19 protein-coding genes and 1 pseudogene are annotated in these 19,737 nt (G+C 69.2%); 8 read left to right on the top strand and 12 right to left on the bottom strand.

The features are described 5' to 3' along the window. Window positions 1-87: 87 nt before the first annotated feature. Together ASC56_RS00285 and ASC56_RS00280 are read right to left on the bottom strand one after the other, a co-directional pair. Window positions 88-516 (bottom strand): VOC family protein, encoded by a 429-nt coding sequence (locus ASC56_RS00285; RefSeq protein WP_055489070.1) that lies wholly within the window; start codon window positions 514-516, stop codon window positions 88-90. Window positions 517-682: 166 nt separating this feature from the next. Next, window positions 683-1,309: a helix-turn-helix domain-containing protein gene (locus ASC56_RS00280; RefSeq protein ID WP_371330024.1), complete on the bottom strand. Its 627-nt coding sequence runs from the start codon at window positions 1,307-1,309 to the stop codon at window positions 683-685. Window positions 1,310-1,442: 133 nt separating this feature from the next. Here ASC56_RS00280 and ASC56_RS00275 point away from each other — a divergent pair, with 133 nt between their 5' ends. Then, complete coding sequence (locus tag ASC56_RS00275; protein ID WP_234376785.1) at window positions 1,443-2,795, top strand: MFS transporter; 1,353 nt, start codon at window positions 1,443-1,445, stop codon at window positions 2,793-2,795. 321 nt (window positions 2,796-3,116) lie between these two features. Here ASC56_RS00275 and ASC56_RS00270 read toward each other — a convergent pair whose 3' ends face one another. Together ASC56_RS00270 and ASC56_RS00265 are read right to left on the bottom strand one after the other, a co-directional pair. Beyond that, window positions 3,117-3,413, bottom strand: coding sequence for a hypothetical protein (locus tag ASC56_RS00270; protein WP_234376784.1), 297 nt, complete (start codon window positions 3,411-3,413; stop codon window positions 3,117-3,119). 243 nt (window positions 3,414-3,656) lie between these two features. Next, complete coding sequence (locus tag ASC56_RS00265) at window positions 3,657-4,625, bottom strand: chlorophyllase (RefSeq protein ID WP_055489067.1); 969 nt, start codon at window positions 4,623-4,625, stop codon at window positions 3,657-3,659. 165 nt (window positions 4,626-4,790) lie between these two features. Here ASC56_RS00265 and ASC56_RS00260 point away from each other — a divergent pair, with 165 nt between their 5' ends. Further along, the gene (locus tag ASC56_RS00260; protein ID WP_055489066.1) at window positions 4,791-5,387 is read left to right on the top strand and encodes a TetR/AcrR family transcriptional regulator; all 597 of its coding nucleotides are present in this window, start codon (window positions 4,791-4,793) and stop codon (window positions 5,385-5,387) included. A 300-nt stretch (window positions 5,388-5,687) separates the two neighbouring features. On the opposite strand, the gene ASC56_RS00255 is transcribed toward ASC56_RS00260, so the two are convergent. From ASC56_RS00255 to ASC56_RS00240, 4 genes and pseudogenes are all read right to left on the bottom strand, one after another. After that, window positions 5,688-7,049, bottom strand: a complete 1,362-nt coding sequence (locus ASC56_RS00255; RefSeq protein ID WP_063784897.1) for an MFS transporter — start codon at window positions 7,047-7,049, stop codon at window positions 5,688-5,690. 224 nt (window positions 7,050-7,273) lie between these two features. Next, a complete protein-coding gene (locus ASC56_RS00250) occupies window positions 7,274-7,963 on the bottom strand; it encodes an MBL fold metallo-hydrolase (RefSeq protein WP_055489065.1) in 690 nt (229 codons plus the stop codon). 78 nt (window positions 7,964-8,041) lie between these two features. Further along, window positions 8,042-8,554: a 3-isopropylmalate dehydratase gene (locus ASC56_RS00245; protein WP_055489064.1), complete on the bottom strand. Its 513-nt coding sequence runs from the start codon at window positions 8,552-8,554 to the stop codon at window positions 8,042-8,044. Continuing rightward, window positions 8,554-8,970: pseudogene (locus ASC56_RS00240) on the bottom strand (aconitase family protein). The gene ASC56_RS00245 and the pseudogene ASC56_RS00240 overlap by 1 nt, the downstream one beginning before the upstream one ends. Between ASC56_RS00240 and ASC56_RS00235 the strand changes: the two are divergent. Beyond that, window positions 8,942-9,421: a GntR family transcriptional regulator gene (locus ASC56_RS00235; RefSeq protein WP_055489063.1), complete on the top strand. Its 480-nt coding sequence runs from the start codon at window positions 8,942-8,944 to the stop codon at window positions 9,419-9,421. The pseudogene ASC56_RS00240 and the gene ASC56_RS00235 overlap by 29 nt on opposite strands. Window positions 9,422-9,925: 504 nt before the next feature. Here ASC56_RS00235 and ASC56_RS00230 read toward each other — a convergent pair. The 3 genes from ASC56_RS00230 to ASC56_RS37225 form a co-directional block, all read right to left on the bottom strand. Continuing rightward, entirely contained in the window at window positions 9,926-10,342 is a 417-nt protein-coding gene (locus tag ASC56_RS00230; RefSeq protein ID WP_055489062.1) for a DUF2690 domain-containing protein, read from the bottom strand. Window positions 10,343-10,371: 29 nt separating this feature from the next. Beyond that, window positions 10,372-10,878 carry a hypothetical protein gene (locus ASC56_RS00225; protein ID WP_055489587.1) on the bottom strand — a complete coding sequence of 169 codons (507 nt, stop codon included), beginning with the start codon at window positions 10,876-10,878 and terminating at the stop codon, window positions 10,372-10,374. Window positions 10,879-10,978: 100 nt separating this feature from the next. Continuing rightward, window positions 10,979-12,028 (bottom strand): GH25 family lysozyme, encoded by a 1,050-nt coding sequence (locus ASC56_RS37225; protein WP_063784896.1) that lies wholly within the window; start codon window positions 12,026-12,028, stop codon window positions 10,979-10,981. Between the two features lie 560 nt (window positions 12,029-12,588). Here ASC56_RS37225 and ASC56_RS00215 point away from each other — a divergent pair. From ASC56_RS00215 to ASC56_RS00195, 5 genes are all read left to right on the top strand, one after another. Beyond that, complete coding sequence (locus tag ASC56_RS00215) at window positions 12,589-16,371, top strand: helix-turn-helix domain-containing protein (RefSeq protein ID WP_055489061.1); 3,783 nt, start codon at window positions 12,589-12,591, stop codon at window positions 16,369-16,371. Window positions 16,372-16,786: 415 nt separating this feature from the next. After that, window positions 16,787-17,386: a CHAP domain-containing protein gene (locus ASC56_RS40435; RefSeq protein ID WP_055489060.1), complete on the top strand. Its 600-nt coding sequence runs from the start codon at window positions 16,787-16,789 to the stop codon at window positions 17,384-17,386. 311 nt (window positions 17,387-17,697) lie between these two features. Next, entirely contained in the window at window positions 17,698-18,105 is a 408-nt protein-coding gene (locus ASC56_RS00205) for a hypothetical protein (RefSeq protein WP_159039574.1), read from the top strand. A gap of 181 nt (window positions 18,106-18,286) precedes the next feature. Next, complete coding sequence (locus tag ASC56_RS00200; protein ID WP_055489058.1) at window positions 18,287-18,595, top strand: peptidoglycan-binding protein; 309 nt, start codon at window positions 18,287-18,289, stop codon at window positions 18,593-18,595. A 185-nt stretch (window positions 18,596-18,780) separates the two neighbouring features. Next, entirely contained in the window at window positions 18,781-19,014 is a 234-nt protein-coding gene (locus ASC56_RS00195; RefSeq protein WP_055489057.1) for a hypothetical protein, read from the top strand. 154 nt (window positions 19,015-19,168) lie between these two features. Here the strand turns inward: ASC56_RS00195 and ASC56_RS00190 are convergent, their stop codons facing one another. Beyond that, complete coding sequence (locus ASC56_RS00190; protein ID WP_055489056.1) at window positions 19,169-19,609, bottom strand: PPOX class F420-dependent oxidoreductase; 441 nt, start codon at window positions 19,607-19,609, stop codon at window positions 19,169-19,171. Window positions 19,610-19,737: the final 128 nt, after the last annotated feature.

Here is a 19,737-nt window from a genome sequence, read left to right as displayed (position 1 = left end):
CGGTCATCGCAGACGGCGGCTATCGGCATCGCCCGACTTCACAACCTCGCCGAAGACGGCTACCCACCTCGCCGACTCGGAGGATGCTCAGTCGAGACAGAACTCGTTGCCCTCGATGTCCTGCATCACGATGCACGAATCGTTGCCGTCATACAGTAGTCGCACGCGTACCGCGCCGAGCGGGATCAGCCGTGCGCACTCGGCTTCGAGCGTGGCCAGGCGCTCTTCACCCACGAGCCCGGTGCCGACCCGCACGCAAAGATGCACCCGATTCTTGACGACCTTGCCTTCGGGAACGCGCTGGAAGAACAGTCGCGGGCCCACACCTGAGGGATCACTGCATGCGAACCATGAACCCTGATCCTCAGGAGCCCGGGAGCGGTCGAAATCGTCCCACGTGGCGAACCCCTTCGGTGGCGGCGATACGACGTACCCCAACACCTCGCACCAAAAGCGAGCGACGCGCTCAGGTTCTGCGCAGTCAAAGGTGACTTGGAACTGCCTGATCGATGACATCGGCGCACCATAACAGGGCGACTCTGTCGCTCATCTCCCGGTAGCGGTCTGCATGTTGACGGGCGGATGGCCCCGTGCGACCGCGCGCCGGGACGCGCGCTCTGTCGCGGCTGCGGCACTGCGGCACACTCGGTCCCGGGTCTGCTGGGCCAGGTCTTGCGGGTGGTCAAGACGTCATGGGCGGTGGGGTGGTGGTTTCCGGGGCGGGATCGGTTGCCGAGGGCCTCGCGCGGACGACGGCTTGGTCGCCTTGCGGGCCGAACAGATGCAGGATCTCCACGGCGCTCGTGTTCGCGGGGCCGAACCAGTGCGGTTCTCTGGTGTCGAACTCGGCCACTTCGCCGGGGCGGAGACTGCATTCGTGTTCTCCGAGGATGAGGCGTAGCTCGCCGGCGAGGACGTAGAGCCATTCGTAGCCGTCGTGGGTCACCAGCTTCGGCTCGCGGGGAGCCAGTACGTGCTTGAACACCTGCACCCGGCCTGGATACTGCGTCAGCGGCACGAGGATGCTGCCGTCACCTCTGCGCAAGGGCGTGAGATGCACTCTGGGGTCACCGGTGGCCGGTGCGGCCACCAGTTGGTCGAGTGCGACGCGGTGCGCACGCGCGAGCGGTATGAGCAGGTCCAGAGTCGGGCGCCGTCTACCTGATTCGAGCCGGGACAGTGTGCTCACCGAGATCCCGGTCGTGGTCGCCAGCGCTTCCAACGTGAGTCCTCGGTCCCGGCGCAGCGTGCGCAGCCGTGGCCCGATGCCGTCCAGTATCTGCTCCAGTTCTGTGTCCACGCGGTTCAGTGTGCGGTTCTTTGCGGACTTCGCAAAGAGGCTGGTCGGGGGTCGTCGGCCTGCCTCAGCCTTGCCGGCAGGTACTCCTGGATGAGAGGTGGACAGTGACCGCGACAGTGACGACTCACCCTGTTCGGCCCCTTTGAGCGCGCGCAGGCGCTGGACGGTGCTGGCCGTCTGCTGCCTGAGCATGTTCCTGGTGGGCCTGGATACGACCATCGTCAACGTGGGCCTGCCTGCCATCGGGCGCGGCCTGGGCGTCGGGACTCGCAGTCTCGAGTGGACTGTGGACGCCTACACCATCGTCCTGGCGGGTCTGCTGATCTCCTCCGGTGCGCTGGCGGACCGCTTCGGACGCCGACGGGTGTTCCAGTCCGGGTTGATGGTGTTCGGAGCGGCCTCGCTGGTCTGCGCGATGGCCCCTTCGGTGGGCGCGCTCATGGCGGCCCGTGCCGTTCAGGGCATCGGAGCCTCGATGCTCAGTCCCGTGGCTCTCGCGATCGTGGTGAACGCGATGCCCGACCCGAGGGAGCGAGCGCAGGCCATCGGCATCTGGGCGTCGGTCTTCGGGCTCAGTATGGCCGTCGGCCCGGTCACGGGGGGCGCCCTCGTCGCGGGGTTCGGCTGGCGGTCGCTGTTCTGGATCAACGCTCCGGTCATCGTGACCGCCCTGGTGCTCAGCGCGGTGTTCGTGCCTGAGTCCCGGGGGCCGCGGGCACAGCGGCTCGACGTTCCGGGCCAGACCCTGCTGACCGTGGTCATCGGGGTCTGGGTCGGCGTCCTCATCGAAGGGCCGCGCCTCGGCTGGACATCGCCCGCGGCGCTGGCCGCCTACGGGGTCGCCTCCATGGCGACGGTCGGATTCCTGTGGGTCGAGGCCCGCCGGCACGAACCGCTGATGGATCTGCGGCTCTTCCGGAGCCCACTGTTCAGCAGCGCGGTCCTGGGCGCCCTGGCGGTCTTCGTCGCCCTGAACGTGACGCTGCTGCTCAACACCCTCTACCTGCAGCACACCCGGGGTTTCACGCCACTGGCCGCCGGGGTGGCGACCCTGCCCATGGCTCTCGGAGCGACCGTCTGCGCACCCTGGTCCGGCCGTCTGGTCGGTCGTATCGGACCGCGGCTGCCGCTGACCCTGGCCGGCGGCTTCATCATGGCCGGCGGACTGTGCCTGGTCGGGCTCGACCGGCACACGAGCGTGCCCCTGATCCTGCTCGCCTACCTGTTCATCGGTATCGGGTTCGGCTTCGCCAATGCGCCGATCACCAATACCGCGGTCAGCGGGCTGCCTCCGGACCGGGCCGGCGTGGCCGGAGCGATCACGTCCACCGCACGACAGGTCGGCTCCGCACTCGGCATCGCCCTCGCCGGCGGCCTGGTCGCGAACACCGGCCCGGCGGGGCTCGCACAGGCGTCCCGCCCGGGCTGGATCCTGGTCGCCACCTGCGGACTCCTCCTGTTCCTCTTGGCCCGCGCATCGCGGACGAAGAAGTGAAGAAGTGCTGTCGGAACTCATGAACTGTTCGACCTGGTTCGGCGATCGCCCGGGGCTCAGACTGCTGAGCAACTGCTGTCCGATGCGGTGAACATAGCCAGGCCCGTGCGGACGCTGACAGGGATAGGGAACCCTGGCATCTTGGGCTCACCTTGGCCGACCCTTCCGCGAGCCACTGCGACTGCCGGAGCTGAGAAGTCCGGACCGGGACCCGTACGTCACCCCTGGGTCAGGGAGTCGGCGTACGGGTTCCGTGCGCTTCAGTGAGCGCCACACGTTCGGTCGGGCCAGCTTCGCCCTGCTCCGAAAGCGCGTCCTGCTCTACTCGTGAAGCAGAGGGCAGGTCGGATCCTCGACGAGTCCGAAGCCCTCCGGGAACTCCTCCAGGAATTCCCGCCGCTCTGGGTCCGTCTCCACCGCGGCCATCGCCCCAATCAGGTCGAGAAACTCAACCCGCTGCTCATTGGACAGCTGGCCTACGAGGTGGGCGACGCCATCAAGGACCTTGACGGCGTCGTCCGGATCCATCTGCTCGTCCTCACAGTCTTCGATGAACCAGAGGACATCGACCAAAGCCTCGGCCAACGCACGGGTCAGAGACGGGTAGGTGGGTATCAAGATGGTCTCCCGGCACGTCAGCAATATGAGGTGCGGCCATCCCACCACATGCCTCTGACATCACGGTCAGGAGCCCTCCACACAACGGCCGACGCACGCCGCCGCGGCCGTACTTGTGCGTCTTGCGCACGGCACGAGGCACACGGCCCGACCTGATCACCGGGCAGGTCAATGCGGACGGGTCAGGCTCTGTGACGGGAGGCGCGGGAGTCGTCGTGTGGTTCCTGCTGCTGGGCGGCAAGCTTACTTGGATTCGACCCGTCCGAGCGGGTTGGGGCCGTCCGTCAGCGCGTCACGCGCCGCCTGCCAAGCGGGATCCCCAGGGTAGAGCTCGGTGCGGAGGTAGGCCCAGGTGAGCCGCTGGACCGCAGCCACCCGCTCGGGGTTTTCGTCCGTGGTCTCGGCGACGTCGTACCCGGCGATCCCGCCGAGTCCGTGCTCCGCGTCGAACAGGGTGAGCAGGGTCTTGGGGCCGGGGGCGAGGGTGTAGGGGTCGGCGTGCCAGTCCGGACCCATGTCCGTGAAGTGCTGGGAGTCGTCCTTGTCGCCGGCCACGACCAGCGCGGGTGTGGTCATCGTGGAGAAGTCCGTGGTCAGGAAGAACGGCACGTTCTTGGCCATGCGCCCGTTCAGGACATCGCCGCCTCTGCCGGGCGCGGCCAGCAGTACACCCGTCGTGATCCGGGGCTCGATGAGGTTCACTTCCTCTCCGCCGTCGGGGTCGGTGAGCCGGGCGCCCAGCAGGACGCTGGCGGTGTGGCCGCCGAGCGAATGTCCGGCAACGGCGACCTTGCTGTGGTCCATGCGCCCGGCGAGCTGCGGCACGGCGCCCTCGATCACGCCGAGCCGGTCGAGGATGTGCTTCATGTCCTCGATGCGTGAGCGCCAGAACAGGGATCCTCCGGGGGTGTCGGTGTGCAGGTGGCTCAGTGTCCTGGAGCTGAGGTGGGTGGGCTGGATGACGACGAACCCGTGTGCCGCCCAGTAGTTGGCAAGCGGCGCGTAACCGTTCAGCGAGGAAAGGTTGTTCGAGGGGCCGTGACCGTGGGAGAGGAGGATGACAGGCAGATCCGTCCCGGTCACCGGTGCGGAGACGCGCACCTGAAGGTCCACGGGACGTCCGGGCACGGACAGCACCACCGGGCTGAGCGAGAGGACGGGAGCGGGCGAGCTGAAGGTGTCGGTCTCGGTCGTGGAAGTCGATTCCCTCATGATGCGTATGTCCCTTCAATGGCCTCTGCTGCCGGTCTCATTCGGCTGGCGGCGGGTGAGGCGGTCAGGAGCGTCCGGCTTCAGCTACGCTGAGAACGGAGCGTTGTTCCGGTTAAGATACGGAACGTTGTTCCGTTTGTCAACGGCCGTCGGAAGGAGAGCGTGGTGCCCACTGCAAGCCAGCCCGGAGAGGTGCCGGCCCGGAGCAAGCGGGCCGACGCGCTGCGCAACCAGCAGACGCTGCTTGCCGCCGCCGCCGAGGTGTTCGTCACCTCCGGCGTCGACGCGCCAATCCGTGAGATCGCGGCCAGAGCGGGCGTCGGGATGGGGACGATCTACCGCCACTTCCCGACGCGGGCGGACCTCGTCGCCGCCGTCTACCGCCACCAGGTCGAGGCATGCGCCGAGGCCGGCCCGAGCCTGCTGGCCAGTGCCGACTCTCCGCTCGCAGCACTCCGTCAGTGGATCGACCTCTTCGTTGACTTCCTGGTCACAAAGCACGGACTCGCCAACGCGCTGCAGTCGGACAGCAGCGGCTTCGCCGCGCTGCACACCTACTTCGTCGACCGCTTGATGCCCGTGTGCGCGCAGTTGCTCGACGCCGCAGTCGACGCCGGCGAGATCAGGCCCGGTACGCAGCCCTACGAACTGATGCGCGGCATCGGCAACCTCTGCATCGGACGTGACAGCGACCCCCGCTATGACCCCCGCCGATTGATCGAACTGCTCTTCCAGGGACTGCAGCGACCGCAGTCATCCTGATGTCGACGACACTCGATAGCCCGTGCCTGGCTGCTGGTCGGGCAGGCCCGCGACAAGGCCCGGCCCGGTATGAGTCCTGGGGCTGGGTCAAGGCCGGCGAGATGCAGCCGTACGACGACTCGCCGCCCGGCGGCGCCATGGCGCTCGTCGCGCCCTGATCTCCGGGGTGAGGATCGTGCTGGCTGCCGCCCCGGTGGAGCTCCTCGGCGTCCTCGCCCTCGGCCTTGCGGGCGTGCCCGCCGAACGGGCCCGCAGGGATCCGGTCGGTGGGGGCGGTGACTGTCTTCCGAACGCTGCGGGTCAGATCTGGTCCAGGGGACGGTTGTTGGTACGGGGGCCGAGGGTGAGGACTGCCGTGGCGAGGAGGGCGAGCAGGAGCGCGCTCAGGCTGAACAGCGCGGAGGCGCCGAGGGCGGACAGGATGGTGAGGGCCGCGAACGGCAGGACGGCGGACACGAGCCGGGAGAGTGCGTAGCTGCGGCCAAGGAAGGTGTTGCGCACGTTCGTGGGGAACAGCTCAGCGACGTACGAGCGGGCGGCGGTTGCCTGGAGGACGCTGGCGGTGGTGGTCAAGGCTCCGGCCGTGACGATGACGGCGGTGGTGGTGCCGGTGCCGAAGACGCAGCCGGTGGCGGCGACGCTGAGGGTGGAGGCCATGACGAGGGTTCGGCGCTGGACGCGTTCGGCGAGCGGGATGAGCAGCAGGGCGCCGAGGGGGTAGCCGATCGCGGTCAAGGCCGCGTAGCCGAGGGAGTCGACGACGTCGTAGCCCTTGGCGAGCAGGACGAGGGGACCGATCGACGCGAAACCGTAGAAGCCCATCGGACTGAGGAGCTGGATGACGCAGGCCAGGAGTGTGCGTCGCAGGGGAACGGCGGTTGCGGTCCCGGATGCGGCTGGAGCAGGCGTGAAGACGCTGTCGGCCGGCGCGAGCTGGTTGGTCCCGGCCCTTGTTCGGGCGGCGGCTTCGATGGCGTGGAGTTGGGTGAGGGCTTGGGCGGTGTGGCCGTGGGCGGCCAGCCAGCGGGGGGATTCGGGGAGCTGGCGGCGTAGGAGCCACATGCTCAGTGCGCTGGCGCTGCTGGCGATCAGGAGCCAGCGCCAGCTGGGCAAGCCGGCGAGCGTGTGGGGCAGGCGAGCGGCGAGGATGCCGGCGGTGGGCACAGCGAGCATGCCCAGGGCATAGCTGGTGGCCAGGAGGCGGCCGCGGCGGGGGGCGGGTATGAGTTCGATCAGGTAGGTGTCGACGAGGGTGAGCTCGGCGCCCAGGCCGACGCCGATCAGGACCCGGATGGCGAGCAGGGCAGGGGCGGACCAGGCGGTGGCGCACAGCAGGGCGAGGGCGGCGTAGGCGATGAGGTTGATCTGGAACATGCGGCGTCGGCCGTAGCGGTCGGCCGCTTTGGCGAGGGCGAAGGCGCCGATCATCTCGCCGAGGAAGGGGGCACCGATCAGGAGGGACTTGTCGGTGGTTGTGGCGGTCCAGGACGCGGGGAGCAGCGGGATGAGCAGGGTTCCCAGTGCGACCTCGAAGAAGTTGAAGAAGGAGCCGAGGCCGATCAGGGTCACGACACGGCGGTGCCAGGAAGTGACGGGCAGGGCGTCGAGGCGTGTGGAGATCTCGGCCTGCAAGGGCGCGGCCGCGATGGCGGAGCTGCTCATGGGGGCCTGCTTTCTGTGCGGCTCAGGGTGGGGACGGCGTCGGGTTGTGGCAGGGGTGGCTGCCGGCACGGGTGGTGCGCGGCGAAGCAAGCAGGGGGGTGTACGAGAGGTTCGGCGGGCGGCTGGACAACCTGGGAGGGCGGCGCACGGGCCGGGAGCCGGGGGCGGCTCGGGAGGGGCGGGCGCACGGTGCTGCTCCCGGGCGCTCATAGTGCAAGGACCCCTTAGCCCTGGAGGGCGTTCAGCCACTCGTGGAAGGTGTCGACGCCTGATCCGGTCAGGGGGGTGCCGTGGGCGAAGCCGACGGCCTTGAGGTCGCGGGGGATGCGGGCCAGGCTGCCGGTGCGCAAGTGAGGGTCGGCCGCCAACTGGGCAGGGCCCAGGGCGCGTTCGCTTCGGTGGAAGACCGCGTCACCGGTCAACAGGGTGCGGGTGGGTTCGTGCACGAGCGCGATGTGGCCGGGCGAGTGGCCCGGAGTGTGCAGCACGCGCAGCCCGTCGCTGCCGTCGATCAGTTGTCCGTCTGTCAGGGGGCCGTCTGCGCTCAGGGGCTGCCAGTGCAGTTTCGGCAGGCGGTCCAGTGCGCGGCCCAGGGCGCCGGACCGGCCTGCGCGGGGGACACGCCCGGCTTGCAGCCAGGTGTTCTCGGCGGGGTGGATGAGAAGGGGTGCGCCGGTCAACTCCCGGATCAGGCCGGCGCCTTGCACGTGGTCGGGGTGAGCATGGGTGATGACGATGCGGGTGATGTCGGTGGGTTTGCGGCTGAGGTCGGCCAAGGCGGCGGTGATGGCTTTCGGCGCGCTGGCCCAGCCGACGTCGACGAGGGTGTAGCCCTTGTCGCCTTCGAAGAGGAAGGCGTTGTCGCGACGTGTGGTGGGGATGCGGATGACGCCGGGGGCGAGCTGTTCGGGCATGTGCGGACTCCAGGGTTTGGGCTGGACAGTAGGAGCACCCGGGAGTGCGTGCTCGTCCCGCGGGTGGTGTGCGTGGTGCTAGGACGCGGCGGGGATGGGGATGTAGCCCTCGCGGGCGAGCTTGGGCAGGATGCCGCCGGCCGCGAGGATGTCGAGGACCAGCGGTGGGAGGGCGCCGCCGGTGAGGCGGCTGCCGCTGGTGGCGTTCTCGATCCAGCCGTCGGCGAAGTCGAGGCGGGCGGTGTCGCCGTCGCTGAACGCGGCACGCGCGCCGGGGACGGTGAGGGCAGGCAGGCCGTGGTTGATGCAGTTGCGCAGGAACAGGGAGTTGAACTCGTCGGCGACCAGCGCGGCGACGCCCAGCTCCCGGAACAGGGCGGCGACGGGCCGGGAGGAGCCGAGGCCGAAGTTGCGTCCAGCGACCACGATGTCGCCTGGCCGAACCTGGTCGCTCCAGCCGGGGCGCAACTCGTAGAAGATGTGCCGGGCGGCTTCGGGGATCGGCAGCTTCATGGCGAAGGCGGGGTACATGGCGTCGGTGGTCACGCTGTCGCCCACCACCCAGACGCGTCCGGTGATCTGAGTGTCCATCAGTTCATCGCTCCTCGGGGATCGGTGACGTGGCCGGCCAGAGCGGAGGCGGCGACGGTGGCGGGGGAGGCCATGTAGATCTCGGCGTCGGGGCTGCCCATGCGGCCGGTGAAGTTGCGGGTGGAGGAGGTCAGGCAGACCTCGCCGGGGGCGAGAAGGCCCATGTGGTAGCCGAATCAGGCACCGCAGGTGGAGTTGGTGACCACGGCTCCGGCGTCGGCCAGGTCCTGCAGGTAGCCGGCGCGCATCGCCTCGCGGTACACCTGCTGGGAGGCGGGGGTGACCAGCAGCCGCACACCCGGGGCGACCGTGCGGCCCTTGACGATGGCGGCGGCGATCGCGATGTCCTCGAGCTGACCATTGGCACAGGAGCCGATGAAGCACTGGTTGACCGGGCGCTTCTCGATCGCGGACACCGGCAGGGAGTTGTTGCTGACGGTGCCGGGGCGGGCGACGCCTCAGGACCTGACCGCGATGCGCGCCGCCCTCAACGCCCAACGTCAGGCGACCGAGGAAGCCGACGCCCATGCCGCGATCCTCGCGAACAAGGCCTTCCACTTCGCCCTGCTGGACCGCTGCGACAACCATTGGCTGCTGCGGTTCGTCCGCCAGCTGTGGGAGGCCCTGGAGCCGCATCGCGCCTTGGCCTACCGCCGTAGCGCCGCCCGGGGCGACCGCACCCGCGCGGATGAGATCCTGCACGAGCATGAGGAGCTCCTCGCCCACCTCGAAGCCGGCGACGTTGACGCCGCGCTGCGATCGATGGCCCACCACCGCGAAAGCGGGCTCGGCGACTTCCACCGCCTTCTGGCCGGCGAGTCGAGCCCCGTAGGGTCGCAAGTGGCCCCGGCCACGGAATCGCCCTGACGGTCGAGGGCCTCGACCGCTCCGGCTGGGCGCCGTGCGCGCGGGTGCCCTGTGTCCACTCTCTACATACGGTGTTGGCCAGCGGGCCGCGCCGTGACAACCTGCTGGCCGGCAATGTATGCCGATTGAATCGGCTGAGGGATCGCCATCAGATACGAGAAGACCGCCACTTCCCCCGAAGCGGCGGTCACACTCGCGTCGTTCCTGCTCTGGACAAGGTCCGTTTGAAGACGGACCCGAACTGGGGTGTTGCAACGACTCCCAGAACCCAAGGAGGACGCCGCTCCACGAGACCTTGCCCTCGCTCCCGTCCGCCGCAGCAGCCAGACAGAGCACCGTGCCGGAGCGGAAGTTGAGCCGATCATTCGGCGGATTCCGGAGCCGGCCGGCACAGGTGAGCCACGGAGACGTTGCTCGTCGTGGCGTGGGCCGGGCCGCTCGCCAGGACCGGCGAGCCGACGAGGGCGGCGCCGATGACGAGCAGCCCCTGTCTGGTGCCGCGGATCAGTAGGAGTTGGTGCAGTCGATGTTGTCGGAGCCGTTCGCCTTCCACGTACCGCACGCCCACGCCTGCACGTTCTTGTCGTCGACCATGACGCTGAAGAAGTGGCCGCTGCCGTAAGTGGTGTAGTGCTTGCCCTGGTTGTTCTTGATCTCGATCTTGGAGCCGGACGGGGCGCTGATCCTGAAGCGACCCCAGGCGGCCCGGCACGAGGGACTGTAGCGCAGTTCCATGGCCGTGATCGGGCCGCTGCCCTCGGCCACCGTGCGGGCGTCGTTGGCGCACGTAGTGTTGGCGGGGTTGAGGCCATTACAGGAGGAGCCGAGGCAGCTGGTGGCGGCGGAGGCGGAGGGCGCGGCGACCAGGCCGCCGGCCAGCAGCGCTCCGGTGCCCAGGAGGACGGCTGCGCGGTGCTTCATGAGATGCCTTTCCGGGTCGGGTCGGGGGGTCAGGAGCTGGCGGCGGAGGTGCATGCGGAGCTGCCGCCGCAGTAGGTGATGTCCCAGTGGTTGCTTTCACGGGCGTAGACGTTGCCCGCTGAGGAGCGGTAGCGCACCGCGCCGTCACCCCGGTTGGAGATGTGGGTGAAGCTGCTGGTGATGTAGTTGCTGATGCAGGTGTTCGGCGTGATGTCGGCCTTGTAGCCGTGGTAGTGGCTGTACGTGCCAGAGGCATGCCCCACCTCGGTGCCACCCGTGACATTGATCGCACAGCCGCTGGCGCTCTTGAGGGTCTTGAGACCGTCGACGGTGGCCTGGTTGATCTGTTCGAACGACGTGCAGCTGGGGTTGGAGCGGGTGGTGCAGCTGCCACTGGAGGACCAGGTGACCCCGGCCGCGCGCAGCTGGGAGGCGGCGGCCGACTGGGAGAGCTTGGTGACGGCGAACGCGTTGCCGGGCAGGGCAAGCACGGTGGCAGCACCGAGGGCCCCGGCGGTGAGGCCGAGACGGCGCATGCTGCGGATGTTGGGCACGGCGAATTCTCCTCTGTTGGTCTGGTGCCGGTCCGAGAGCCGCGGTTCGCGGACCGGCAGGGATCTTTCGGCCACGGCGGGGTCAGTTGACCAGCGCCAGCCACGTGTTGGGGCCGACGATGCCGTCCGGGGTCAAGTGGTTGCGGGTCTGGAAGGCGGCTACGGCGTCATGCGTGGCTGCTCCGAACGAGCCGTCGATCGACAGCGCCGCGCCATGGGCTTTCAGTTCGGCCTGCACCGCGCTGACGGCCGGACCGTTGTCGCCTTCTTTGACGCTGGTGATGAGGGCTTGCCAGGTCTTGGGGCCGACGATGCCGTCGGGAGTGAGCTGGTTGCGGGTCTGGAAGGCGGCTACGGCGTCATGCGTGGCTGCTCCGAACGAGCCGTCGACCGACAGCGCCGCACCGTGGGCGTTGAGCAGGTACTGGATGGTGGTCACCTGGCGGCCGCTGTAGCCCTGTTGGACGACCGGCCATGCGCCGGCCGGTGGCGGCGGTGGCGGCGTGTAGGTGCCGTTGGCGGCGAGGTTCCGCAGGTCCTGCTCGGTGCCGTTGAACACGTCCTGGTCACCGGGAAAGGTGCCGGAGTCGGAGGTCTGCCAGAAGGCGTACGTCGACCAGCCGTTGGGCAGTGGGTGCGGGGTGCCGGTCCAACTGCCGATCCAGATCAGGTTGGTGGCGGCGAAGGCGGACGAGGTCCCGGTGCACTGCGACCACCACGACGTGTTGGTGTTGATCACCGGGTGGCGGCCGGTGCGGCGCCGGTATTCGTCGTCGAAGGAGGCGATCCAGCTGACCGTCGCACTGGGGCTGACCCCGTAGCAGGTTGACAGGCCCGGTGTGGCCTCGATGTCCAGGACGCCGGGAAGCGTCTTGCCGTCCGGCTGCCAGGCGCCGCCGTGGTCGACGAAGTAGTCGGCTTGCGCGCTGCCGGAGGACTTGTCCGGCCTGGCGAAGTGATAGGCGCCGCGGATCAGGCCGGCTTCCGCCGCGCCGTCGTACTGCTGGGAGAAGCGGGAGCTGATGTAGGAGGTGCCCTCGGTCGCCTTGACATAGGCGAAGGAGGCTCCGTCGGCGGCGGCCGCGGCCCAGTCCACGGTCTCCTGGTAGGCGCTGACGTCGAGCCCTCGCACGGCAGCATCCGTGGCCTGCTGCGGCCGGGTTTCCTGGGCCGTCGCCGATGCCGCGACCGGTGCGACGAGCAGTGCCGCCGTGACGGTCGCCGTGGTCAGCGCGCCAAGTAGCCCAGCCCGCGTACCGCGTCTGAGATGGAGGGAATCCCCCTGAGAGTATCGAGGAGTTCGAAAAGGAAGCGTCATTCATGGATTCCATTCGCTCGTCCGCGCCCTTCGCCCCCGGCCACGGGCCCCGCCCCCATGGCGCCGCCACGGCGGAGCGGTTCGCCCGCCCTCCCGTCAGCACGCCGGGGACGACGGTCCTCTTGTGAGCGGTGGACGCGGCCACGGCCCCGGCCGTGTACGGCAGCACTCACCGTCGACCTGCCGGCTGTCGTCCCGTCACATGTTTCTGGGTCGGCCCGTTGTTGCGCACCCCGCATCGCCGAGTGCAACAAACGTCGCTGCAGGTCGGCCGTAGGCGCCGATCGGCTGAAACATGCTGTTCAGAGATGCGACGGCGACGAGGACGGTGCCACTGTTGTCCCTCACTGCTCGCGTTGACCACGGGGGACGGGATGGGGCGTCGTGAGGGACCGCTGGATCCGGCGGCCGGGCCGGTCCAGCACTTCGCGTTCGCACTGCGAAAGCTGCGCCAGGAGGCCGGAGGCCTGACCTACCGGGCCATGGCCCAGCGCACGGGCTATTCGGTCGCCACCTTGTCGAGGGCGGCCGCAGGTGGCCAACTGCCGTCGCTGGAGGTGGTACTGGCCTATGTGCGGGCATGCGGTGCGGATCCCGAGGAGTGGGAGCCGCGCTGGCGGGCGGTGACTCGGGAAGTGGCCGTCGAACCGGAGGACGCCGATGACACGGACGCCCCGTACCGAGGACTGGCCCGCTTCGAACCCAGCGATCGGCATCTGTTCTTCGGGCGCGACCAACTCGTGGCCCAACTGACCGACCGGGTGCGGGACTGCCGCATGGTCGCGGTGGTGGGCGCGTCCGGCAGCGGCAAGTCCTCCCTCCTGCGCGCGGGGCTCCTCCCGTCCCTCCAAGCCCAGCAGTCATCTGGGTGCCGGCTGGCAGCAATACGGATCCTCACCCCGGGGCCGCACCCGGCGTCCACCCACTCGCCTGCGTTGACGGCAAGTCAGGAAGCCGGTGACACACTGGTCGTGGTCGACCAGTTCGAGGAGCTCTTCACCCTCTGCTCGGACCCGGCCGAGCGTGCGGCATTCCTCGACCTGCTGGTGAGCGCGGTGGAACCGAAGAGGCGGCTGCGGGTGGTGATCGCGGTACGGGCGGACTTCCTCAGCCGCTGCGCCGACCATCGCCCGCTCGCCGCCGCCCTCACCGACGCCACCTTCCTCCTCGGCCCCATGGGACCGGCCGAACTGCGCGACGCGATCGTCAAACCCGCCGCGGCCGCAGGGCTGATCGTCGAGCGCACGTTGACGGCGAGGATCATCGAAGACGTCGCCGAGGAACCCGGCGGACTGCCGCTCATGTCCCACGCTCTGCTGGAGACCTGGCGCCGCCGCAGAGGCCGCACCCTCACCTTGGCCGCCTACGAGACTGCAGGCGGTGTCCACGGCGCCCTCACCCACACCGCCGAAGAGCTGTACACCCGCCTCGCGCCGGAGCAGGCTGAGGTCGCCCGGCGTATCCTGCTGCGACTGATCATGCCCGGTGAAGGGGCCCAGGACACCAGCCGTCCCGCCGAGCACGCCGAACTGCGGGCGCTGAGCGCCACCGGCCAGCGCGCCGACACGGCCTCGGTACTGGAACAACTGGTCCGCGCACGGCTGCTCACACTCGACGGCGACATGATGCACCTGGCGCACGAAGCACTGATCACCGCGTGGCCGCGACTGCAGTCCTGGGTCGACGGCGCCCGCGAACGCCTTCGTGTGCACCGCCAGCTCACCGAGGCCGCCCGCGCCTGGGACGCGCTCGACCGGGACCCCGGGGCCTTGTACCGCGGCACTCGCCTCGCCACGGCCGAGGAGTACCTCACCGGGTATCGCGCGGAGCTCACGCCGGGCGAGGCCGCGTTCCTCGACGCCAGCGTCGCCGCCCGCGAGCAGGAGCGGCGGGCGGCGGCTCGCACCGCTCGGCGTATCCGGGCGCTGCTGGCCGCGGTGTCCGCCCTTCTCCTGGTCGCGTCGACGGCCGCTGTCATCGCCTTCCAGCAGCGCTCGCTGGCCCGCGCCGGCCGTGACCGCGCAGTGGCCGAGCAGGTGGTGGCCGAGGCGGGTCAGCTGAATGCGACCGATCCGTCGCTGGCGGCGCGGATGTATGTGGCGGCGCACCGGCTGCGGTCGGACCATGAAGCCGCCGCGGGCCTGCTGGACACGCAGAACATCGCGCTGTCCTCCGTACTGTCCGGCCATTCCCAGGCAGTGTACGCGGTGGCGTTCTCCCCGGACGGGCACACCCTCGCGACCGGGGCCGGTGACGACACCATCCGGCTGTGGAGCCTGGCCGACCCAGCGCACCCCGTCCCGCTCGGCAGGCCACTGACCGGGCACACCAACTGGGTGTACTGGCTGCAGTTCTCCCCGGACGGTCACACCCTGGCCAGCGCGAGCCGGGATCATACGGCGCGGCTGTGGGACGTCCGCGACCCGGCGCATCCCAAGGCCCTGGGCAGGCCGCTGACCGGGCACCGCGACTATGTCTTCTCCGTGTCGTTCAGCCGCGACGGGCGCACCCTGGCCACCGCCAGCCAAGACCACACCGTACGGTTGTGGGACGTCTCCGACCCGGCGCGCGCCAAGGCCCTTGGCCCCCCGCTCACCGGGGCGAGCGACGCCGTCGCCTCGGCCGCCTTCAGCCCGGACGGCCGGACGGTGGCGGCCCCCGGCCACGATCACCTGATCCGTCTGTGGAACGTCACCGACCGGACCCGTCCGCAGCTGTGGTCGAAGCCGCTGAGCAACCCGGACGTCGTCTACGCGGTCGCTTTCCGCCCGGACAGCAAGCTCATGGCCAGCGTGGGCAACGACTACAGAGTGCGGCTGTGGGACGTGTCCGACCCGGCGCACGCCAATCCGCTGGGCCAGCCGCTGACCGGTCACACCGACACCCTGCTCGCGGTGGCGTTCTCACCGGACGGCCGGACACTTGCCACAGCCGGGGCGGAGCATACCGTGCGGCTGTGGGACGTCTCCGACCCGCGGCATCCGGCGGCCCTCGGGCAGCCGTTGATCGGCCACGCCGGATTCGTCAACTGGCTGGCGTTCAGCCCCGATGGACGGTCGCTGGCCAGTGCGAGCGACGACCACACCGTACGTCTGTGGCATCTGCCGCGCGCCGTCCTGGCCGGCCATCTCGGCAGCGTCACCAGTATCGCGTTCAGCCCAGACGGCCGTGTACTGGCCAGCGCGAGCGCCGGAAGGGTACGGCTGTGGGACGTCCGCGATACGGCGGGCGGCAGGCAGTTGAGTGAGTTGCCCGGTCAGCACCTCGCCATCCGGGGGGCGTTCCAGCCGCGGGGCCGCTTACTCGCGAGCGCCGACGGTGACGGCACCGTGTGGCTGTGGGACGTCTCCGCACCGGACCGCCCCCGGCAGGTCGGCCTGATCCACACCGGCGGCGCCGACCAGGCCGACGGCGTGCTGGCCTTCACTCCTGACGGGCATGTACTGGTCACAGGCGGCCCCAAGCACAGTCTCCGGCTGTGGAACGTCATCGATCCCGCACGCCCCGCCGCCCTGGGCAGCCCGCTGACCGGCCACATCAGCAATGTCCACTGGGCGGGCGTCAGCCCGGACGGTCATACCCTGGCCAGTACGAGCGAGGACGACAAGGTCCGCCTGTGGGACATCCGCGACCCGGTCCGCCCCAGGGCCCTGCCGGACATTCGCACCGGCGACACGGGCGGCACCTTGTGGGGCGCCTTCAGCTCTGACGGACGGCTGCTGGCCACTGCCGGCGTCGGGCACGACGTACGCCTGTGGAACGTCAGCGCCCCCGCGCAGGCCTCGCCCGTCGGCGGCTCGCTGACCGGGCACACCGGTCCGGTGACCTGGGTGGGCTTCAGCCCGGACGGCCACACGCTGGCCTCCGCCGGCGAGGACCGCAGCGTCCGGCTATGGGATCTGACCGACCCTGCTCGACCGGTTCCCTGGGGCAGGCCGCTCACCGCAGGACACACCGCAGCGATAGAGACGGCCGCGTACCGCCCGGACGGGCAGCTCCTGGCCACAGCGGGACCGGATGGCACGATTGAGTTCACGCCCCTCGGGCTCGGCCAGGCGATCCGGCGGATCTGCGCCAGCACCGCGGGTCTACTCACCCCGGTGCAATGGCGGGACTACGTACGGGAACTTCCCTACGCTCAGCCATGCCGCGCCTGACGGGATCTCCCAGACATCGCCGTCGTCGTCGCCTCCGCCCAGCGCTCCCGACGCCGAGGCGACGCTTGGTTGGCTGACAGATGTGCTCGCCTCGATGGGCATGCGTCACGCTGGCCTGTCCTTGTGCGTATTGCAGAGCGGAGGCCGGAAGCCCCATCCCGGCGCCACAGTCAACGCGATCCGTTCACTGGCACGGGGAAGCCGGCCCTCGCCACCAACGCGTCTGTGGGTGTTTGTTTCATGCCGCGACAGGGGCCTGCGCAACAACCAGTGGGCCCGGAACCTGGTGTTCGGCGGGCGCCCGACGGCGACTCGGCAGGCGACGGCGGCCATCTACGCCCCGGCGTCCGGCCCGTCACCCGTCCTGTATGAGCAATCGCATGCGGTGGCGCACAGACAGCACCAAGGAGTGATCATGACCGACTCCATGAGCCCGCGGGAACGTTCTCTCGCATCCCCGGTTCAGACACACGCACTCACTGATGTGACCAAGCGGGTCGACCCCAGCCAGGAGCTGTCGCCGGCCGAACTGGCCGTGCTGGACGCCGTCGCACCGATGGATCCGAACGCGCCCTCGGTGAAGGTCGCCCGAATCGCCAAGCGGGAGGTCGGATACCGGGAGAGCGGAACCAACCACACCAAGTACGGCAGGTGGTACGGGGCCGACGGCCAGGAGTGGTGTGACATCTTCGTCAGCTGGGTCTTTCACGAGGTCGGCCAGCTGGGGGCCATCGGCGGCAAGCACAAGTACGTCCCCGACCACCTCAAGTGGTTCAAGAACCACAACCGGTTCTACCGTCGCGGGGCCACCGGGGGCGGGCCGCGGGAAGGCTGCGTGATCTTCTTCGACCTGAACGGGCACGACGGCGAGGACCACATCGGGATCGTGACGTCCTACGACGACACCTACGTCTACACCGTCGAGGGCAACCGATCCGACCAGGTCAAGCGGCTGAAGTACCCCCGCACCAGCCACCTGATCTGGGGCTACGGCCACCCCGCCTGGGAGTACTGATCTGCCGGGCACCCGCCGAAGCGGTCACAGCTTCTCGCGTGACCACGGCCATCAACTGTCACGCCAGCAGCTGCACCGGCGTGGACCCGAGCGAATCCGTGTGTCAGTTGCTTCAACGGCTCAGAATCGCGAGCTGACTGCCCCGGCGCAGATCATGCTCCTCACGGCCGCTCGCGTCGTCGACGACCGCCTGCCGCATCATCGCAACCCACTTTGGCGGGAATTGCATCGGCCGCCTCCGATCACCCCCCGCCCCGCCTGTGTGCGGTCTCTTCGACCGCGCCTATCTCTCTTGGGTTCAAGGAGACATCATGAACACTGCAATGCCGCTCCGCCGCGTCGCCCACGGGCTCGGCGCATTCCTCGGCGCCGCACTCCTGTGCGCCACCGCCGCCACCGCCCAAGCAGGAGCCGTCCCGGCCGACCAGTCCGCCTCGGAGGCCTCGGTAGCCCCGGTGACCTGTGGCAATCACACCAACTACTTCCGGATCTGGACCAAATACCACGGTTTCCCCGCTTGCTTCCACTACACCGGCTTCAAGTCCTTCTCGCCGACCTGGACCTCATACGGAATCTGCGCCGGCGCCTACTCGGGGTACGTCAACTACATCGTCGACGGCGTAGAGATCGGCGACCAGTTCACCGCTGGCAACTGCATCGACTGGTCGAGGACCTACGGCACGGTCGAGGTCGTCGGCTTCAAGCTCACCAACAGCTGAGCCGCCACCGCATCGGCAGCAGTCCAGCAAGGACGGCGCCCGGCCAGACGCTCGGGCCCCCGCCGGTGGCCCGGCCGGGCGTCAATTGCTCGTCCCGTCAACGACAGCCACGTCCGTCCCAACCGATCGGAGTATCTCCATGCGACCGGCACGAAAGCCCCCACGCGTACTGCAAGCGCTCGTGGCCGCAGTTCTGGCCGGCGCCGCGCAGCTCGTCGTCGCCGGCTCGGCCGATGCGGTCACGCCGACGTCCTCCGCGGCGCTGGGGTGCCACTGGGCCCACGGCCTGCCCACCGAAATCCTGGAGCTGGGCAGTACTGGCAGCTGCGTGGAATACCTGCAGGGCAAACTCGCCGTCACAGTCGACGGGACCTTCGGCCGTAGAACGTACAACGCAGTCGTGGCCACCCAAGAACACTGCAAGCTGCACGTCGACGGCATCGTCGGCCCCAAGACCTGGGACGCCATCTTGTACTGGTGCCGCGAATGAGATGACGTCTCATTCGGTGCGTCTGCGGTAGCAGCGTAGCCTCGATCCACCGACCGGTCCGTTGTGGATAACGCCCGGGGAAACGAGGAAGTGCCTTGTCAACTGCGGTGATGGGAGTTTCAGGCTTCCAGCACGCACGATCGGCAAGGCACTTCTGAGATGCAAGTTCCCACACCCTGGCAGGATTGTGCCCGTTCGATGTCCCGAATCTCATCGCGCATGCCGGGCTGGTCCCGGTGATGCGGCTGGCCGAACGGTGCGGGGCTTCACGCCGGGAGTGGAAGAAGGTGAAGCTGACCGGGGCGGAGAACGGCGCGAGTGCGGAGTACGGCCGGTTCAAGGGCACCCGCACGCTGCACTCCCTGCTCACCACCATCTGCACCCCTACCTCCCGGCCCACCATCCACGCGCCGCCCTAGGCACCCTGACGTCACTGTGGGGCATGCTTCGCCCGCACGTCGTGCTGGTGCTGCCGAGCGAGTCACCGGCCGATGTCCGCGCCGTGGATGGTGACGCTGGCCGGGCGGGAGTTCGCTGCTGCAGCGACCGCTGGTCCGGGTGTTTCGGGTGGCCTCATGCGTCGGGCAGTACGCCGGGCCGGAACTTCTCAACGCCGACGACACGGTGGATGTGGTGCGGCTCGATGTAGACCGCCACTCGTACCTCGCCGGGGATCAGCCAGGGAAACGTCTCCGTGCGGAGGTACTTCTGCGCGAGCCGGTCCATGATGCGTACGGCTGGCTCTCCCACCACGAAACGGACGGCGTGGCCCCGGATCTCGACCCGGTGGTACGGATTCTCCGTGTCCATACAGCACAGGGACACCCGGGGGTCACGCCGCAGGTTCTCCTCCTTGACGCGGCCGGCCGAGGTGTTGATCACGATCAAGCCGTCCTCCAGGTCAGCCCACATCGGTGTCAGCTGCGGTGAACCGTCCGGGTTCAGGGTGGCCACCTGCCAGAACCTGGGTTCCCGAAGCCAAGCGCGTGTGATCTCGTCCAGTTTGGCTGCCATGCGGTCGCTCCTCACTCGTGGGCTGACTGTCCAACGCGCCACGTGGTCAGCCGGGTTCCGGTCAGTGCGTCGTCGTGCCGGGGTGCGAGAGGGTCCGCGGTTGGTGGGGCGTCCGGCTGTTGCTGGGT

The sequence above is a fragment of the Streptomyces sp. TP-A0356 genome (genome assembly GCF_001417775.1).
Lineage (GTDB): Bacteria > Actinomycetota > Actinomycetes > Streptomycetales > Streptomycetaceae > Streptomyces.
This window is presented reverse-complemented; position numbering and strand designations above follow the sequence as displayed.

Coding starts and splice junctions, on each gene's coding strand:
- ASC56_RS00285 (WP_055489070.1), bottom strand. CDS start 516: ATGTCATCGATCAGGCAGTTCCAAGTCACCTTTGACTGCGCAGAACCT.
- ASC56_RS00265 (WP_055489067.1), bottom strand. CDS start 4,625: ATGAGGGAATCGACTTCCACGACCGAGACCGACACCTTCAGCTCGCCC.
- ASC56_RS00255 (WP_063784897.1), bottom strand. CDS start 7,049: ATGAGCAGCTCCGCCATCGCGGCCGCGCCCTTGCAGGCCGAGATCTCC.
- ASC56_RS00250 (WP_055489065.1), bottom strand. CDS start 7,963: ATGCCCGAACAGCTCGCCCCCGGCGTCATCCGCATCCCCACCACACGT.
- ASC56_RS00245 (WP_055489064.1), bottom strand. CDS start 8,554: ATGGACACTCAGATCACCGGACGCGTCTGGGTGGTGGGCGACAGCGTG.
- ASC56_RS00230 (WP_055489062.1), bottom strand. CDS start 10,342: ATGAAGCACCGCGCAGCCGTCCTCCTGGGCACCGGAGCGCTGCTGGCC.
- ASC56_RS00225 (WP_055489587.1), bottom strand. CDS start 10,878: ATGCGCCGTCTCGGCCTCACCGCCGGGGCCCTCGGTGCTGCCACCGTG.
- ASC56_RS00215 (WP_055489061.1), top strand. CDS start 12,589: ATGGGGCGTCGTGAGGGACCGCTGGATCCGGCGGCCGGGCCGGTCCAG.
- ASC56_RS40435 (WP_055489060.1), top strand. CDS start 16,787: ATGACCGACTCCATGAGCCCGCGGGAACGTTCTCTCGCATCCCCGGTT.
- ASC56_RS00205 (WP_159039574.1), top strand. CDS start 17,698: ATGAACACTGCAATGCCGCTCCGCCGCGTCGCCCACGGGCTCGGCGCA.
- ASC56_RS00190 (WP_055489056.1), bottom strand. CDS start 19,609: ATGGCAGCCAAACTGGACGAGATCACACGCGCTTGGCTTCGGGAACCC.